The following is a 13,466-nucleotide window of genomic DNA, read 5'->3' as shown; positions in this document are numbered from 1 at the left end:
GGCCCCGCCGGGGTCAACCCGGCCGAGCCCCGCGCCGGCCCGCCTGGCCTCAGCCGCCGGAGCCGAAGTTGAACGAGGTCACCATCTTCTCGAAGATCGGCTTGCTCTCGGCGAACCGGGCGTCCGTGGCGGAGAGGTAGAACGAGTAGACCTTCCCCTCGTGCACCACGCCGCGCCAGACGCCGTGCCGCATGCCGTCGCCCTCGCCGCAGGTGTATTCGAACTGGGCCGCCGCCTGGCCGGCGAGCTGCTGCTCGCTCATCGACACCTGGTTGTACGGCTTCGGGCAGGACGTCGACCTGGTCCGCAGGCCCCGCTCGGCGGTCTCCGCCCAACGCAGCGACGTGCCGCTCCAGTCCTCGGCGAGGATGCGGACCTTGCGGCCGTTGTCCTGCGGGTCGATGAAGTCCACCCAGACACCGGCGCTGCGGCGCTCCCAGCCCTTGGGCACCTGCACCGTGATGCCCTTGGTCGAGTGCTCCTCCATCTCGACCTCCTGCGGTGCGGCGGGGGCCGCGTTGGGCGGCGCCGCCGGTGGGCCCGGCTGCTTGGGGTCGTCGCCGCCGAAGATCATGAAACCGGCCACCACCAGCAGCAGCACGAGGCCGCCGGCGGCGGCGAGCTGCACCTTGCGCGACCAGCCCCGCATGCCGGCGACGACCCGGCCGACCCCGCCGGGCGGGGGGCCGTCGGCCGGCGCGGGCGAGGTGGCCCAGGGCTGGCCGGTGCCGGGGACCGACCACTGCCCGCCGCCGTACTGCCCGCCGCCGTACTGGCCGCCGGGGCGCTGCGCGGCGGGCGTGCCGTAGCCCGGCACCGCCTGGGTGGCATCGGCGTGACCCGACTGCTGGCCGGCGTCCGGCCCGCCGAAGGGCACCCGCTGCGTGGCGTCCGGCCCGCCGAAGGGCGCGCGCGGGGCGGGGCCCGGCCGGGCCCCGAAGGGCGTCCGCCCGCTCACGCCGGGGCGGGTCCCGAAGGGCACCTGCTGGGTGGCGTCGGGGGAGGTGCCGTACGTCACCTGCTGGGTGGCCTCCGGCGCGCTCGCCGAGTCGACCCGCTGGGTGGCCTCCGACGAGCCGCCGTACGTCCGGCCGGCCGGCGGCGTCGGCGCGGGCGGCGTCGAGGCCGGGACGGACGGCGTCGCGGTCGGCGCGGGCATCGCCCCGGTGGGGGTGTGCAGCGGCCCGGCCAGCGCGTCGGCGCTGGTCTCGTCCAGCGGGGCGGTGCTCGCGGCGGCGATGGCCTTCTTCGCCCCACCGCCGCGACGCAGCGCGGCCAGCCGGTCGGTCAGCGACTCGCCGGGGGCGAGCATCGCCGAGCCGCCGATCTGCCCGCTGGGCTTCGGCTCGGGGGCCGGCGGCGGGTTGACCGCGACCGGCGGCCGGGGCGCGATCGGCACCACCGCGTACGGGTCGGTCACCGAGTTGACGGCGGTGGCGTTGCTGGTCAGCGGGCCGGCCAGCAGCTCGCGCAGCATCGCCCGGGAGGTGTGCACGTCGAGCCGGCGGGCCGGGTCCTTCTCCAGCAGCCCCATCAGCACCCGGGTCAGCGGGCCGCTGCGCTGCGGCGTGGCCGGCGGGTCCTCGACCACCGAGTGCATGGTCTCGATCGGGTCGCCCTTGTCGAACGGGGGCCGCCCCTCGATCGCCGTGTAGAGGGTGACGCCGAGGGAGAACAGGTCGCTGGGCGGCCCGAACTCCTGGCCCATGGCGCGCTCGGGGGAGATGAAGTGCGGCGAGCCGAGCACCATGCCGGGGGTGGTGAGCTGCACGTCGGTCGGGAGCTTGGCCACGCCGAAGTCGGTGAGCACACACCGGCCGTCGGTGCAGATCAGCACGTTGGCCGGCTTGACGTCGCGGTGCAGCACGCCGAGCGCGTGTGCCACCTCCAGCGCGCCGAGCAGGGCAATGCCGATCTTGGCGACCGCGCGGGGCGCGATCGGACCGTCCTCGATGACCATGTCGGCCAGGCTGCGGGCGTCCAGCAGCTCCATCACGATCCAGGGGCGGCCACCCTCGGTGACCACGTCGTACACCTGGACCACGGCCGGATGCTGGATGGCCGCCGCGGCGCGGGCCTCGCGCAGGGTGCGTTCGTACATCGCGTCGCGGTCGCTCGGGGCCAGGCCCGGCGGGAGGATGACCTCCTTGACGGCCACGTCGCGCCGCAACAGGGTGTCCGTGGCACGCCAAACCGTGCCCATGCCGCCGTTGCCCACCGCGGACCGCAGCGAGTAGCGACCACCGATGGTGGTGCCGGGCGCCGCGCGTCCGTGGGGTGGACTGATCGATCCGCCGCTCCACGTCGGGATCTGAGTCACAGAAAAGCCACCGGGGTAAATCGAGGGGGCTGGGACAGAACTCCTCTATCTTGCTGGTTCCGACGCCCGATGCGAAACCCGACGCGGCGGACGAATACCGAACTCGACCCTGCGTGCCTGGTCGTTCACGTTCCGGCCGCGCTCTCGGGGCCCGACGATGTGTGCCATCCCTCACCCGTCGGTGCGCCCGCGCGTCCTACCATCCGGGGATGAGCGAACCTCGGCCGAGCGAGTCCGGCTTTCCGATCAAGGCCGTCTACACGGCCGACGACCTGCCGGAGGGGCTGGACTCCCGGCTGGGCGCGCCCGGCGAGTTCCCGTACGCGCGGGGGGTCTACCCCACGATGTACACCTCGCGGCCGTGGACCATGCGCCAGTACGCCGGCTTCGGCACCGCCACCGAGTCCAACGCCCGCTACCAGCAGCTGCTGCGCGCCGGGACGATGGGCCTCTCCGTCGCCTTCGACCTGCCCACCCAGATGGGGTACGACTCCGACGACCCGATCGCCCACGGCGAGGTGGGCAAGGTCGGGGTGGCGATCGACTCCATCGAGGACATGCGGCTACTCTTCGCCGACATCCCGCTGGACAAGGTCTCCACCTCGATGACGATCAACGCGCCGGGCTCGGTGCTGCTGCTGCTCTACCAGCTCGTCGCCGAGGAGAACGGGGTGCCCGGCGCGGCGCTCAACGGCACCATCCAGAACGACATCCTCAAGGAGTACATCGCCCGGGGGACGTACATCTTCCCGCCGAAGCCCTCGCTGCGGCTGGTGGCCGACACCTTCGCGTACTGCCGCAAGGAGGTGCCGAAGTGGAACACCATCTCCATCTCCGGCTACCACATGGCCGAGGCCGGGGCGTCGCCCGCGCAGGAGATCGCCTTCACCCTCGCCAACGGCGTGGAGTACGTGCGGGCGGCGCTGGCCGCCGGGCTCGCCGTGGACAACTTCGCGCCCCGGCTGTCGTTCTTCTTCGTGGCCCGCACCACCCTGCTGGAGGAGGTGGCGAAGTTCCGCGCCGCCCGGCGGATCTGGGCCCGGGTGATGCGCGACGAGTTCGGCGCGAAGGACCCGAAGTCGATGATGCTGCGCTTCCACACCCAGACCGCGGGCGTGCAGCTCACCGCCCAGCAGCCCGAGGTGAACATGGTCCGGGTGGCGGTGCAGGGGCTGGCCGCGGTGCTCGGCGGCACCCAGTCGCTGCACACCAACAGCTTCGACGAGGCCATCGCCCTGCCCACCGAGAAGGCGGCCCGGCTGGCCCTGCGCACCCAGCAGGTGCTGGCGTACGAGACGGACCTGACCGCCACCGTCGACCCCTTCGCCGGCTCGTACGTGGTGGAGGCGATGACCGCCGAGATCGAGGCGGCGGCGGTCGAGCTGATGGAGCGGGTGGCCGACCACGGTTCGGTGGTGGACGCCATCGAGGCGGGCTTCCAGAAGCGGGAGATCGAGCAGTCCGCGTACCGGATCGCCCAGGAGATCGACTCGGGCGAGCGGGTGGTGGTCGGGCTCAACCGGTTCACCGTCGACACCGACGAGCCGTACGAGCCGCTGCGGGTCGACCCGACGATCGAGGCGACGCAGGCCGAGCGGCTGGCCAAGCTGCGCGCGGAGCGCGACGGGGCGGCCGTCGCCCGCGCCCTCGACGAGCTGCGCGTCGCCGCCGAGGGCACGGAGAACGTGCTCTACCCGATGCGGGAGGCCCTGCGGGCCCGCGCCACGGTGGGCGAAGTCTGCGGCACCCTGCGCCAGGTCTGGGGCACCTACCGCCCCACCGACCGGTTCTGACGCCCCTGCCTCCTGCGCCTTCCCCGCCCCCACCGCTGCGTCCTGCCCGACCCCGCCTCCGGTACGCCGGACGTGGGGTCGGCCGGCTTGCGTTCTCCGTCCGGAAGGGGGTCCGCGCCGTCCGGAAGTGGGGTCGCATGCCGTCGCGCCCGGGGCTAGGGTCGGGTGGGCGGTCGGGGCCTCACCCCTCGGCCCGCCCGCGCGCCACCGACGGCCGCGACGCCGATCGGCGTCGTCGGCTCGGGTGTGTGCCCGCCCGGCAGCGGGGGTATCCCTCCCGGCGACAGGGGCGGACAGGGTGTCCGCGAGCGTGGCTTCGGGCCATGTCACCGTCGGATGAATTCCGGCCGTCGACCGCAGTCGGTTAATTGTCCGAGTGGCAGTTGTGGCAAGCCACTAATGCGACAATTCGGGAAGCGACGGCCTCGGATCGACGGCGATTTCGTGACCGCCGGTCGATTACGGGTTGTAGGAGGTGTGGGGCAGATGATGGCTTACGAGCATGATCTACCTGCTGTCCCGCAGATTGTGGAGCCCTTGGACCAGGGCTTTCGTGACGCTGCGCGGTCTGATCATTACGGGATTGAAGTTGCACAGCGTCACCACCGGAGGTCTAGTCTGTCTGCTGTCCTCCCTCATGATCCATCCATTTCTAGTGATCGAGATTTCGACGTGACGAGTGCGTTGACGCTGCCGAACGGCGGCCAGCTGGCGTCGTCGGCCTGGCCGGAAGCCCCGTCCGGGTCCCAGCCCCTCCCCTTCGAGCTGGACCACCTGCTCGCCCTGCGGATACCCGGGCTGATCGCCACCCGACGGCACATCCACTCCCACCCGGAGCTCTCCGGCGAGGAGTTCGAGACCGCCGCCCTGATCGCCCGCGAGCTCTCCCTCGCCGGGCTGAGCCCGCGCCTGCTGCCGAAGGGCAACGGGGTCATCTGCGACATCGACGGGCGCCCCGACGGCCCGGTGGTCGCGCTGCGCGCCGACATCGACGCGCTGCCCCTGACCGACGTCAAGGACGTGCCCTACCGGTCGACCCACGACGGCGTCTGCCACGCCTGCGGCCACGACGTGCACACCACGGTGCTGCTCGGCGTCGGCATGCTGCTGGCCCAGCTCGCCGACCTCGGCGAGCTGGACGGCCGGGTCCGGCTGATCTTCCAGCCGGCCGAGGAGATCCTGCCCTGCGGCTCGCTGGAGGTCATCGAGGCCGGCGGCCTGGACGACGTGGTGCAGATCTTCGCCCTGCACTGCGACCCCAACCAGCCGGCCGGCAAAGTCGGCCTGCGGGTCGGCCCGATCACCGCCGCCGCCGACAACGTCACCGTCCGGCTCACCGGGCCGGGCGGGCACACCGCCCGGCCGCACCTGACCGTCGACCTGGTCGACGCGCTCGGCCGGCTGGTCACCGAGGTGCCCGCCCTGGTCAGTCGCCGGGTGCCGGCCAACAGCGGGCTGCTGCTGGTCTTCGGCCACGCCTCGGCCGGCACCCAGTACAACGTCATCCCCTCCGAGGCGAGCGCCTCCGGCACCCTGCGGGTGATGGACCGCGACACCTGGGAGCAGGCCCCCGAGATCGTTACTCAGGTGGTCCGGGACGTCATCGCCCCCACCGGGGCCACCGTCGACCTGGAATACCTGCGCGGTCGCCCGCCGGTCAGCAACGACGCGCGGGCGATCCAGGTGCTGACCGCCGCCACCGTCGCGGCGCTCGGCCCCGACGGCGTCGCGGAGACCCCGCAGAGCATGGGCGGTGAGGACTTCTCCTGGTACCTGGAGTACGTCCCCGGCGCGCTGGCCCGCCTCGGCGTCGGCCGCTCCGGCCCCAACATCGACCTGCACCGGGCCTCGTTCGACGTCGACGAGCGGGCGATCGGGTTCGGCGTACGACTCATGGTTCAGACCGCGCTGCGGGCACTCGCGGCGGCTCGCTGAACGTTGCCGCCGGCGCCGGCCGACGCTGGCGCCGGCGTCGGCGCAGCAGCAGCACCAGCAGCGCGACGGGCGCGCCGAGGGCCACCGCCCAGGGCAGCAGCACGCCGAGGACGGTGAGCAGGACGGTCACCGACGCGGTGAACGCCTTCCAGCCGCCTTCCAGGCCGGTCAGGAAGCCCGCCTCCGACTCCTCGTCCGAGGGCCGGGCGTCCTTGCCGACCAGGTTGAGGGTGATGGTGGAGAGCGCCGTCAGGTCGGCCAGCCGGCGCTTCTTCGCCTCCAGCGACGCCAGGTCGGCCTCCCGCCGGGCCACCTCGCTCTCCAGCGACACCAGATCGTCGATCGAGTTGGCGCGGGCCAGCAGCTTGCGCCCGCTCTCCACCCGGGCGCGCTGGGTGGCGATCCGGGCGTCCAGGTCCACGGCCTGCTCGGTCACGTCCTCCGCGCTGATCGACCGGGAAACCTCCTGACCCAGCTTCGCCAGCTCGTCCAGCACGGGGTTGAACCGCGCCGCCGGCACCCGCAGCTCCAGCTTCGCCCACGCGTTGTCGCCGGTGCTGCGCCGCTCGTCGCCGCCGACGAAGCCCCCGGCCGTGGTCGCCACCGTGACGGCGGACCGGGCGGCGGCGTCCACCTCGTCGACCCGGACCTGCATGCTTCCGGTGTAGACGATCGACTTCTGGTCGACCCGCAGATCGGGCGCTCCGCCGCCCGCGCCGGCCTTCGGCCCGTCCGTGCCGGGCTTGGCCCCGTTGGTGTCCTTGCCCTCCTGCGGCGCCGCCCTTTGCGGCGCGGTGTCCGCCGAGTCCTTCGACGAACGATCGTCGCCGAGTGCTCCGCACCCGCCCACCGCGAGCAGCGCCACCACCCCGACCGCCGCCAGCAACCGTCGTCCTACCTGTCCGTCCACTGCGCCCCCCATTTCCTCGGCCCACTCGGGCGTTACGTCAGACGCGGGGCGGTGGCCCGGGGGTTCCGGCAGACTGCGCTCAGGAACGTCACGATTCGATAATCGAGGGAGCCACGATGCAGCTGACCAAGTACGCCCACTCGTGCCTGCGCGTCGAGGACGACGCCGGGGTGCTGGTCGTCGACCCGGGCGGCTTCAGCGACCCGGCGGCGCTGGACGGGGCGGACGCGGTGCTGATCACCCACGAGCACCCCGACCACCTGGACGTCGAGGCGGTCACCCGGCAGCTCGACCGCCGGCCGTTGCGCATCCACGGCCCGGCCAGCCTGGCCGGCGTGCTCGGCGACGCGGCCGAGGCGCTGGAGCCGGTGACCCCCGGGCAGTCGTTCACCGCCGCCGGCGTGGCCGTGCGGGCGTACGGCGGGCGGCACGCCGTCATCCACCCGGACATCCCGGTGGTGGACAACCTGGGATACCTGCTCGGCGGCGTGGTCTACCACCCCGGCGACTCCCTCGTGGTGCCGGAGGACGTCCGGGTCGACACGCTCTTCGCGCCGATCCACGCCCCCTGGTCGAAGTTCTCCGAGGTGCTCGACTTCATCCGCGCGGTCGCCCCGCGCCGCGCGTTCGCCCTGCACGACGGGCTGCTCAACGCCAACGGCCTCGCGGTGCTCGACCGCCAGTACGCGGCGCTGTGCCACACCGACTACCAGCGTCTCGAGCCGGGCAGCCGGCTCGACGCCTGACCCGGTGCCGCCCCCCGAGGAGCTGACCCGACGGCTCTACCGCGAGCCGCCGGAGCGCTTCGTCGCCACCCGCGACGCCGCCGTGGCGGAGGCCCGTCGCGCCGGCGACCCGGCCACCGCCCGCGAGATCGCCCGGTTGCGCCGCCCCACGGTGGCCGCCTGGCTGGTCAACCTGCTGGCCCTCCGCCGCCCCGACCTCGTCGCCGACCTGGCCCAGCTCGCCGAGGCGCTGCGCGCTGCCCAACGCGACCTGCGCGGCCCCCGGCTGCGGGAGCTCTCCGCCCAGCGCCGGGCGCTGGTCGCGGCCCTGGTCACCGAGGTACGGCAGCTGGCCGCCGACGTCGAGGGCGGCCCGCCGGGCGGGAAGCTGCCGCTGGCCGAGGTGGAGTCGACGCTCAACGCCGCGCTGGCCGACGCCGGCGTCGCCGAGCAGGTGCGCTCCGGCCGGCTGCTGCGGGCCGCCAGCTACGCCGGCTTCGGCGAGGTGCCCCGCCCACAGCTCAGGCTGATCACCGGCGGCGAGGCACCGACACCGGTCACCACCGACCGCACCGCCGACCGGGGCGGCAGGGCCGGCGACCGGGACGGCAGCGCCGCCGACCGGGGCGGCACGGAGACCGCCGGCGGGGGCGGCAAGGAGACCGCCGACCGGGGCGGCAAGAAGACCGCCGGCGGCGCCGGCAAGGAGACCGCCGGCGGGGGCGGCAGGAAGGGCGGCAAGGAGGCCGCCGACAAGGCCGCCGACAAGGCCGCCGACAAGGCCGCGGCCAAGACCGCCAAGAAGGCCGCCGCCAAGAAGGCCGCCGAGCGGGACCGGCAGCGGCGGGCGCTGCACCGGGAACTGGCCAAGGCGCGTACCGACCAGGAGCGGGCGGCGGCGGAGCTGACCGGCGCGGCGGACGCCGAGCACGACGGCGTCGAGAAACTGGCCGACATCGAGCGTTCGCTGGCCGAGCTGGAACGGCGACGCGCCGAGGCCGAGCAGGAACTCAGCCGCCGCAAGCTGGCCCGGCGGGCGGCCGAACGCGCCCTGACCGCCGCCCGGCGGCACACCGGCGAGGTCGAGGGGGCGCTCGAGGCCATCGACGCCGACGAACGGGCCGCCGCCGACCGACCTGCCGACGACCGGGTCGCCGACGATGACGCCGGCCGGGCCGCCGCCGCCGACGACGAAGGGGCGCACTGAGTGACGATGACGCCGGAGCAGGTCGCCGCCGCGAGCCGGCCGGACGTGCTGGAGCTCGGGAAGCTGTTCAAACGCTGCCCCGGGCGGCTGCACCGGGCCCGGCTGCTGGGCATCTCCGGCTGGGCCTTCCACCTGCTCGGCCGGGCCGGGGCCCTGGGTGACGTCCGCACCCCGACGGTGGCCGCCGCGCTCGGCTTCATCGCCCCGGACGCCGTCGCCGACGGCTGGGAGAGCGGGGCCCGCCGGATCCCCCCGCTGGAGGTGGCCGCCGCGAACCTCGCCGAATGCTGCCGCTGGGGCGAGCAGACCCTCGCCGGCCTGCCCGGGGTGGAGCGGCTGGCCGGGCTGCTGGACCGGGTGGTCGACGCGGCGGACCCCACCGGGATGCCGCTCTTCGCCGCCCGCCGGGCCATGACCCCACCGGGCGACGCGCCGGGCGCGCGGGCCGCCGTCGGCCTGCTGCTGCTGCGCGAGCACTTCGCCGGGGCGTACCTGATCGCGGTGCGGGTTGCCGGGTTGACCCCGCTGGAGGCGCTGCTCGCCGGCCCCGGGGGCGAGCACAGCGCGGTGGCCTGCGGCTGGCCGCCGCCGTACCCGCGGATCGGCCCGCAGGTGCGGCGTCGGCTCTGGGCGGACGCGGTGACCGACCGGCTGGCCTCGGTCGGGTTCGGCGCCCTCGGCGCGGCCGAGGGGCCGGCGCTGCTGGACCTGCTGGCCACCGCCCGCGCCCGCGCGCAGGGCAGAGCCCCTTCCTGAGGCCCGCCGCGCACCCGCTCTGCCGGGGGAAAAATGGGCGGCGCGGGCGGCGGGCGGCTGCCAGGATCGCGCGGTGACCCTTCCCGTTGGCTGGGGCGCGCGTCGCCCGACCCTCGACGACGTGCCGTCGATCCTCGCGGTGGTGCACGCCGCCGACACCTACGCGATCGGCTACCCGGACTTCGACGCCGAGGACGTGCAGGCCGCGCTGACCGCGCCGTACGTCGACCCGGAGCGGGACTGCTGGCTCGGGCTCGACCCGCTCGGCACGGTGGTCGCCTGGGCCACCGTGGAGAACCCCACCGGCGTCGGGCGGGAGTTCGTCGACGTCTTCGCCGACCCGGTGGCGGGCCGGGCCGTCCAGACGCCGCTGCTGGACCGGCAGCTCGCCCGGGTGGCCGAGCGGGCCGCCGAGCGCGGGCTGCCGGCCCTGACGGTCCGCTGCGTGGCCTGCCCGCCCGAGCGCCAGTGGCGCGCGGCCCTGCTCGAACGCGGGTTCACCTACACCAAGCGGTACGTCCGGATGCGCCGCCGGCTGGCCGACCTGCCGGCGCAGCCGCCCGCCCCGCCCGCCGGGGTGACGATCCGTCAGGTGCGCGGCGGCGACGAGGCGGACCTGCGGGAGTTCCACCGGGTCTACGACACCGCGTTCCGGGACCTCGGCGACTACGAGCCGCTGCCGTACGACCGGTGGCGGGCCCGGGTCGGCGACGACTCCGCCTGGGACGAGTGGTTCTTCGCCGAGGCCGACGGCGCCCCGGTCGGCGTGCTCCAATCCTCCGACCAGGCGCTCGACCGGGACGAGGGGTTCGTCAAGAGCCTGGCCGTGCTCCCCGGGGCGCGCAAGCGGGGCGTCGGCGCGGCGCTGCTGCTGCGGGCGTTCCACCGGTACGCGGCGAAGGGCCGGGCCTTCGCCGGTCTCGGCGTCGACCTGGCCAACCCGACCGGCCCGCTCTCCCTCTACCGCTCCGTGGGCCTGCGCGAGGACCGCACCATCGACCTGTACGAGCTGGTCGTCGCCGCGGCCGGCTGACCGCCCGGCACCCGCCGCTGTGGGGCGGGTGACCCGGGGCGGGGGCGGCGGGTGGCCCGCCCGGCGGGCGGAGCAGACTGGGGGGCGTGCCAGACGCGCTACGCCGACGCGGTGCCGGTGGGTCGGGACCGCAGCTCGCTGACGTAGTCGTCGGGCGCGCCCGCCTTCTCGGCCGCGTTCGCGATCTCCGACAGGTACCACGCCGTCGGCAGGCCGCCCTCGTACCCGTCGAAGACGTAGACCCAGGCGGTGACGTCGCCGTCGAGGGTGGAGACCCGCACGTGCAGCTTGCGGTACGTCTCGGCGGTCACCCCCTCGATCTCGTCGAGCTGGGCGGCGTCGAAGGAGTGGATGTCGTAGAGCGCCACGAAGACGCGGTCGCCGGGGGACTCGACGATCGTGCTGACCGCCCCCTCCCAGCCGACGACGTCCGCGCCGGCGAAGGTGAGCCGCCAGCCTTCCAGCCAGCCGATGCCCACCATCGGGGAATGCGGACAATAGGCACGCATCCGGGCAGGGTCCAGGTTTGAGCCGTAGGCGGCGTAGTGACGCACGGCGATGACGATAGCCCGGCGGACGGGTGGGGGAGAATACGACGGTGCGTGTCGGACGCGTCGGGGAGAAGAAAGTCACCGTGACCATGGACGAGGAGCGATAGCCGTGAGCCAGATCGTGATCATCGGCGGGGGGCCGGCCGGGTACGAGGCGGCCCTGGTCGCCGCCCAGCTGGACGCTGATGTCACCGTGGTGGAGGCCGAGGGGGCCGGTGGCGCCTGCGTGCTCTCCGACTGCGTGCCGTCCAAGACCTTCATCGCCAGCTCACAGGTGGTCACCGGGTACCGGGACACCGAGGAGTTCGGGGTGCACTCCGACGGCCTGGAGGCGGTCACCGTCGACGCGCGCACGGTGCACGAGCGGGTCAAGCGGCTCGCCCTGCACCAGTCCGCCGACATCCACGCCAAGCTGGTCAAGGCCGGCGTGAACTTCGTGGCGGGGACGGCCCGGCTCGGCGAGGACATGCTCGGCCACACCCACCAGGTCGTCGTCACCCCCGCCGACGGGGGCGAGAAGTACCCGGTCAACGCCTCCACCGTGCTGGTCGCCACCGGCGCCACCCCGCGCCGGCTGCCCACCGCCCAGCCCGACGGCGAGCGCATCCTCACCTGGCGGCAGGTGTACGACCTGCCCGAGCTCCCCGAGCACCTGATCGTGGTCGGCTCCGGCGTGACCGGCGCCGAGTTCGCCAGCGCGTACCTGGCCATGGGGGTCGAGGTCACCCTCGTCTCCAGCCGGGACCGGGTGATGCCGCACGAGGACGCCGACGCGGCCATGGCCATCGAGCGGGTCTTCCGCGCCCGGGGAATGACGATCCTCAACAACTCCCGCGCCGAGGCCGTGCGCCGCACCGCCGACGGGGTGGAGGTCGAGCTCTCCGACGGTCGGCTGGTGCCCGGCTCACACGCGCTGATCGCGGTCGGCTCGATCCCCAACACGGCCGGCCTCGGCCTCGCCGAGTACGGCGTGGAGCTGGCCCGGGGTGGCTACGTCGCCGTCGACCGGGTGTCGCGGACCAACGTGCCGGGCGTCTACGCCGCCGGCGACTGCACCGGCGTGCTGCCACTGGCCAGCGTCGCCGCGATGCAGGGGCGGATCGCGATGTGGCATGCGCTCGGCGAGGCGGTCCGGCCCCTGCGGCTGCGTACGGTCTCGGCGAACGTCTTCACCGACCCGGAGCTGGCCACCGTCGGCGTCTCCCAGGACGAGGTGGACGCCGGCAAGATCCCGGCCCGGCAGGTGATGCTGCCGCTGGCCGGCAACGCCCGAGCGAAGATGGACGACCTGGCCGACGGCTTCGTCAAGCTCTTCTGCCGCCCGGCCAGCGGTCAGGTCGTCGGCGGCGTGGTGGTCGCCCCGAAGGCCAGCGAGCTGATCCTGCCGATCACGATGGCGGTGGAGAACAACCTCACGGTCAACGAGCTGGCCCACACCATCACCATCTACCCGAGCCTGTCGGGCTCCATCACGGAGGCCGCCCGCCAGCTCATGCTCCACGAGCTGGAGTAGCCGCCGGGGTCTCCGCGGCGGGCGTGCCGGAGTCGTCGGTGCGGGCGCCGGGGCGGCCGGTGCGGGCGCCGAACGCCGTCATCGCCCACCCGGCGACCGCGAAGCCGGCCGCCGCCGCGCCCGCGACGACCAGCAGGTGCCAGGCGGAGTCGGTCAGCGCCGTCCCGCCCAGGTGGCCGATCAGCGCCCCGTAGGTGGCCCAGCCGGCCGCCGCCACCGTCTCGTAGGTGAGGAAGAGCCGGTACGGGTAGCGGCTGCGCCCGGCGGCGAAGCAGGCGGCCATCCGCCCGCCGGGCACGAACCGGCAGAGCAGGATCACCAACGGTCCGGGCCGGCGCAGCCCCCGGGTGGCGCGGCCGGCCATCCGCCGGGCCCGGCCCGGCTCGGTGGGCGGCCGGCGTCGGCGCTGCGGGGCGCTGCGGCCGAGCAGGTAACAGGCCACGTCGCCGGCGAAGACGCCGAGCGCGCCGACCCCGATGGTCAGCGGCAGGTTCAGCCCGCCGTAGACGGTGAGCGCCCCGCCGGTGATCATCACGAGCTGGGTGGGCACGATCGGCACGAAGGCGTCGACGGCCAGCAGGCCGAGCAGCGCCAGGTAGGCCCAGAGCGGCGACGCCACGTGGGTGAGGAGCTCAGGCACGACTGCCACCTTGCCGGGTTCGGCCGATCGGGTGCGCCAGGGGCCGGGGCCGGCGGATCGGATCCACCGAGCCTGGCCGTGTG

11 protein-coding genes are annotated in these 13,466 nt (G+C 74.4%); 7 read left to right on the top strand and 4 right to left on the bottom strand.

What is annotated here, in order from left to right; genetic code table 11:
• Window positions 1–49: 49 nt before the first annotated feature.
• On the bottom strand, window positions 50–2,320 hold the full coding sequence (locus ACLQ2V_RS05245; RefSeq protein WP_425717216.1) for a serine/threonine-protein kinase: 2,271 nt from the start codon (window positions 2,318–2,320) through the stop codon (window positions 50–52).
• Between the two features lie 209 nt (window positions 2,321–2,529).
• On the opposite strand from ACLQ2V_RS05245, the gene ACLQ2V_RS05240 reads away from it, so the two are divergent.
• Together ACLQ2V_RS05240 and ACLQ2V_RS05235 are read left to right on the top strand one after the other, a co-directional pair.
• Window positions 2,530–4,113 (top strand): acyl-CoA mutase large subunit family protein, encoded by a 1,584-nt coding sequence (locus tag ACLQ2V_RS05240; RefSeq protein WP_425717215.1) that lies wholly within the window; start codon window positions 2,530–2,532, stop codon window positions 4,111–4,113.
• Window positions 4,114–4,785: 672 nt separating this feature from the next.
• Window positions 4,786–6,048, top strand: a complete 1,263-nt coding sequence (locus tag ACLQ2V_RS05235; protein WP_425717214.1) for an amidohydrolase — start codon at window positions 4,786–4,788, stop codon at window positions 6,046–6,048.
• On the opposite strand, the gene ACLQ2V_RS05230 is transcribed toward ACLQ2V_RS05235, so the two are convergent.
• Window positions 6,005–6,970, bottom strand: a complete 966-nt coding sequence (locus tag ACLQ2V_RS05230) for a DUF4349 domain-containing protein (RefSeq protein WP_425717213.1) — start codon at window positions 6,968–6,970, stop codon at window positions 6,005–6,007. The two genes, ACLQ2V_RS05235 and ACLQ2V_RS05230, sit on opposite strands and share 44 nt — an antisense overlap.
• Before the next feature lie 104 nt (window positions 6,971–7,074).
• On the opposite strand from ACLQ2V_RS05230, the gene ACLQ2V_RS05225 reads away from it, so the two are divergent.
• The 4 genes from ACLQ2V_RS05225 to ACLQ2V_RS05210 all read left to right on the top strand — a co-directional run bounded on the left by ACLQ2V_RS05225 (window position 7,075) and on the right by ACLQ2V_RS05210 (window position 10,679).
• The gene (locus ACLQ2V_RS05225; protein ID WP_425717212.1) at window positions 7,075–7,704 is read left to right on the top strand and encodes an MBL fold metallo-hydrolase; all 630 of its coding nucleotides are present in this window, start codon (window positions 7,075–7,077) and stop codon (window positions 7,702–7,704) included.
• Between the two features lie 4 nt (window positions 7,705–7,708).
• On the top strand, window positions 7,709–8,890 hold the full coding sequence (locus ACLQ2V_RS05220; protein WP_425717211.1) for a hypothetical protein: 1,182 nt from the start codon (window positions 7,709–7,711) through the stop codon (window positions 8,888–8,890).
• Between the two features lie 6 nt (window positions 8,891–8,896).
• Window positions 8,897–9,646, top strand: coding sequence for an SCO6745 family protein (locus ACLQ2V_RS05215; protein ID WP_425717728.1), 750 nt, complete (start codon window positions 8,897–8,899; stop codon window positions 9,644–9,646).
• A gap of 73 nt (window positions 9,647–9,719) precedes the next feature.
• Window positions 9,720–10,679, top strand: coding sequence for a GNAT family N-acetyltransferase (locus tag ACLQ2V_RS05210; protein ID WP_425717210.1), 960 nt, complete (start codon window positions 9,720–9,722; stop codon window positions 10,677–10,679).
• Window positions 10,680–10,777: 98 nt separating this feature from the next.
• Here the strand turns inward: ACLQ2V_RS05210 and ACLQ2V_RS05205 are convergent, their stop codons facing one another.
• The gene (locus ACLQ2V_RS05205; RefSeq protein ID WP_425717209.1) at window positions 10,778–11,233 is read right to left on the bottom strand and encodes a gamma-glutamylcyclotransferase; all 456 of its coding nucleotides are present in this window, start codon (window positions 11,231–11,233) and stop codon (window positions 10,778–10,780) included.
• 106 nt (window positions 11,234–11,339) lie between these two features.
• Here ACLQ2V_RS05205 and ACLQ2V_RS05200 point away from each other — a divergent pair, with 106 nt between their 5' ends.
• Window positions 11,340–12,743 carry an NAD(P)H-quinone dehydrogenase gene (locus tag ACLQ2V_RS05200; protein ID WP_425717208.1) on the top strand — a complete coding sequence of 468 codons (1,404 nt, stop codon included), beginning with the start codon at window positions 11,340–11,342 and terminating at the stop codon, window positions 12,741–12,743.
• Here the strand turns inward: ACLQ2V_RS05200 and ACLQ2V_RS05195 are convergent.
• Complete coding sequence (locus ACLQ2V_RS05195) at window positions 12,721–13,383, bottom strand: DedA family protein (RefSeq protein WP_425717207.1); 663 nt, start codon at window positions 13,381–13,383, stop codon at window positions 12,721–12,723. The genes ACLQ2V_RS05200 and ACLQ2V_RS05195 overlap by 23 nt on opposite strands.
• Window positions 13,384–13,466: the final 83 nt, after the last annotated feature.

It is taken from the genome of Micromonospora sp. DT233 (assembly GCF_049841815.1).
Lineage (GTDB): Bacteria > Actinomycetota > Actinomycetes > Mycobacteriales > Micromonosporaceae > Micromonospora.
Note: the sequence above shows the minus strand (reverse complement) of the source record. Positions and strands in the feature narration are given on the sequence as shown.

What these genes read in the sequence shown, in the direction of transcription:
- ACLQ2V_RS05240 (WP_425717215.1), top strand. Translation starts at nt 2,530, where the DNA reads ATGAGCGAACCTCGGCCGAGCGAGTCCGGCTTTCCGATCAAGGCCGTC.
- ACLQ2V_RS05230 (WP_425717213.1), bottom strand. Translation starts at nt 6,970, where the DNA reads ATGGGGGGCGCAGTGGACGGACAGGTAGGACGACGGTTGCTGGCGGCG.
- ACLQ2V_RS05225 (WP_425717212.1), top strand. Translation starts at nt 7,075, where the DNA reads ATGCAGCTGACCAAGTACGCCCACTCGTGCCTGCGCGTCGAGGACGAC.
- ACLQ2V_RS05215 (WP_425717728.1), top strand. Translation starts at nt 8,897, where the DNA reads ATGACGCCGGAGCAGGTCGCCGCCGCGAGCCGGCCGGACGTGCTGGAG.